The 3,187-nt window shown below is 44.9% G+C and carries 4 protein-coding genes; all 4 read left to right on the top strand.

The features are described from left to right. Nucleotides 1-478 (top strand): extracellular solute-binding protein (locus HP456_RS21900; RefSeq protein WP_172255058.1); only part of this gene is annotated, 478 nt, incomplete at its 5' end. A gap of 82 nt (nucleotides 479-560) precedes the next feature. Further along, complete coding sequence (locus HP456_RS21895; protein WP_172255056.1) at nucleotides 561-1,451, top strand: carbohydrate ABC transporter permease; 891 nt, start codon at nucleotides 561-563, stop codon at nucleotides 1,449-1,451. A 15-nt stretch (nucleotides 1,452-1,466) separates the two neighbouring features. Then, complete coding sequence (locus HP456_RS21890) at nucleotides 1,467-2,276, top strand: carbohydrate ABC transporter permease (RefSeq protein WP_172255054.1); 810 nt, start codon at nucleotides 1,467-1,469, stop codon at nucleotides 2,274-2,276. Between the two features lie 12 nt (nucleotides 2,277-2,288). Next, complete coding sequence (locus HP456_RS21885) at nucleotides 2,289-3,029, top strand: MBL fold metallo-hydrolase (RefSeq protein WP_172255052.1); 741 nt, start codon at nucleotides 2,289-2,291, stop codon at nucleotides 3,027-3,029. The last annotated feature ends 158 nt before the right edge of the window (nucleotides 3,030-3,187 follow it).

The raw sequence follows: 3,187 nt of genomic DNA, 5'->3' as shown, positions 1-3,187 counted from the left end.
GATGATGTACCATACGACAGGTAACTTGACTAATGTGAAGAATAACGCGGACTTTGATTTCGGAGTGTCCTTCCTGCCGGCCAATAACCAGTATGGTTCCCCTACAGGAGGTGGAAACATCTACTTGTTCAAGGATCTTCCAAAAGTCAATAAGGAAGCTGCCATTAAGTTCATGAAGTTCCTTACAGAACCTGAGCGTGTAGCACAGTGGTCGATTGATACAGGGTATGTAGCTACTACTGAATCTGCTTATGAGTCTGATTTGTTGAAGAAATATGTAGAGGAGTTCCCTCCTGCACTGGTCGCCCGTGAGCAATTGGAATATGCAGAGAGTGAATTGGCAACTTACCAAAACGGAGAGGTGCAGAAAATCTTCAATGACCATATTCAATCGATCTTAACGGGTAAGAGCCCGGTTATCGAAGGTTTGGACAATGCACAGGAAAAGGCAGAAAAAGTGCTTGAACCTTTTCAGTAAGAAAGCTGACTGAAAGATGTGGGCTCAAGTGGACAGTGTGCTGACTTGGGCTCCATTTTCACAAGAAAGGTGGGTCTGTTAGATGACAACGAAGCAACGAAAACTCAGTGCCGGGGCGAGGAATAATCTGTTCGCTTACGGGCTGTTGTTTCCTTCTTTCATTTTTTTAACACTTTTTACGTTTTACCCGACGCTCAAGTCAATTCAGTTAAGCTTCTACAGTGGCCCGATGACCAGACTGCAATTTTCCGGACTTGATCAGTATAAAGGAGTTCTCGAGGATGAGATATTCAGGAAGGTCATCCTGAATAACATACTCTTCATGATCGGTACTGTGCCGACGAGTCTGTTCCTGGCTATGTACCTTGCCATCTGGTTGAATAAGAAATTGGCTGGGAGTGCTGTGCTTCGGACGTCATTTTTCTACCCGACAATCGTTCCGCTGATTGCGGTAGCGAATATATGGTTATTCATCTACACTCCTCAGTATGGATTGCTCGATAACTTCCTTCAAACGTTCGGAGCCGGTGATCATAACTGGCTGGGGGATCCCAGCACGGTCATGATTTCAATGATTGTCATGATTATATGGAAAGATGCGGGTTTCTTCATGATTTTTTATCTCGCAGGTTTGCAGAATTTGCCGAGGGACGTGTATGAAGCGGCTGAAATGGAGGGGGCGAAACCGTTCCAGATGTTCCGCCATATCACATTCCCTCTGCTGATGCCGACGACTCTGTTTGTCATGATTGTGGCGATTACGAATTCATTCAAGAACGTCGACCACCTGTACATAATGACCAAAGGCGGTCCGGATAATGCAAGTAATCTATTACTCTACCATATCTATGAAGCGGCATTTACGAACTGGGATCTTGGGAAAGCAGCGGTTCTGACCGTGATTCTAATTGTCATCATGCTTGGTATCACCGCATTCAACTATTTATATCTTGATAAGAAAATCCATTATTAAGGAGGGGAAGAATCAATGAAAAAATTAAACTATGGCATCATTATTGTTTTAGGAATCATTTCATTCATCCCCCTCCTTTGGGTCGTCATCACGTCTTTCTCTCCGGGGAATCAAGTGATCAATGGGGGCTTTCCGTTCTGGGTGTCGAACCCGACCGTTGAAAACTATGTCAACGCGTGGAAGACTGCACCATTTCTGCAGTATTACTTCAATACGTTCGTCATCGTATTTGGGGTATTGATTGTCCAGCTGGTCACGGTTACGCTTGCTGCTTATGCGTTTGCACGGGTGAATTTCAAAGGGAAAAATGTCCTGTTCATCCTGTTTCTGCTCCAGCTCATGATCCAGCCTGAAATTCTGTTGTTCCCGAACTACCAGGTGATCAGCCAGCTCGGGCTCGTCAATACAAAGCTTGCTGTCATGATGCCATATTGGGCATCGGCATTCGGGGTATTCCTGATGCGTCAGACTTTCAAGCAGGTGCCGTTTGATCTTGATGAAGCGTCAAGAATGGACGGCTGTAAATGGTACCAGACATTGTGGCATGTCTACATCCCATCTGCGAAACCAACATATATCGCTTTTGCCCTGGTATCGGTCAGTCACCATTGGAGCAACTTTATGTGGCCATTGATCATCACGGATTCTGTAGAGTCCCGGCCGCTGACCGTTGGACTTGCGTTATTTGCACAATCATATGAAACGGGAGCCCAGTGGGGGATGGTCGCTGCAGGTACGGTAATGGTCATCATGCCTTTAGTGATTGCTTTCTTCCTTTTCCAAAAACAGTTTGTATCAAGTTTCATGCACTCAGGAATTAAATAGGTGGTGATATAGATGGATATACATTTTTTGGGGACGGGAAGTGCCTATCCCGGTTCCGAACGGGAAAATACATCAATTTGCTTTTCGAATGATGGTTGTCATGTGCTCCTCGATGTCAGTGGAAATCCTTGCAGGAAGCTGAAACAGCTGAAGGTGGATTTAGGGGATCTTGATGCAGTGATATTTACACATTTTCACATTGACCATATCTATGGTTTGCCGTCCCTGCTGTGGGGAATGTGGCTGGAAGACAGGAAAAAACCCTTAAGGATTTTTTGTGATTATCGCAATGAGAAAAAACTTCAAGAATGGCTGGCGACGATGGAAGCATACAAGTGGCCGATCGCCTTTGTAATTGAAATTGAAACATTTGATGGCGATCGGGAAGAGAAGCTGTTTGCCTGTGGAGGAATGACGTTTTCCTGCTTTAAGGCACTTCATTCTGTCCCTACTGCCGGGCTGGAAGTGCGATGTGCCGGGCGTATTGTCATATATTCAGGTGATACGGAAATCAACGAACGAATCGGTCGTTATGACCATATAGATATGTTAATCCATGAAGCGACTTCCGCACGTAAAGTGGCGGGCAACCACAGTAGTCTTGTTGAAGTTGCAGGCAAGTATGATCTGGATAAAATTGAGAAAATCGTCCTTGTCCATTTATCTGACAAAGAACCGTATGAAGAAGAGGTGGCAAAGCTTAGAACCGCGAAGGTCATCATCGGCGAAGATCTGATGACAAAGCGGGTATAAATGAAGAGAGACAAGGATAGAGATCAGGAGATTCCTTGGGTATGGCGAAATCCAATTGTTAAATTGGAGAAATCGTCGTGTCCAAGGAATTTTTTATTGTTGTAAGAAAGTATAACTTAAATTTGAGAATTGGCAAGCTCCATGCGCCTGGCCCCTCG

Source organism: Bacillus haikouensis (genome assembly GCF_013179555.1).
In the GTDB taxonomy this organism is placed as follows: domain Bacteria; phylum Bacillota; class Bacilli; order Bacillales; family Bacillaceae_B; genus Rossellomorea; species Rossellomorea haikouensis_A.
Note: the sequence above shows the minus strand (reverse complement) of the source record. Positions and strands in the feature narration are given on the sequence as shown.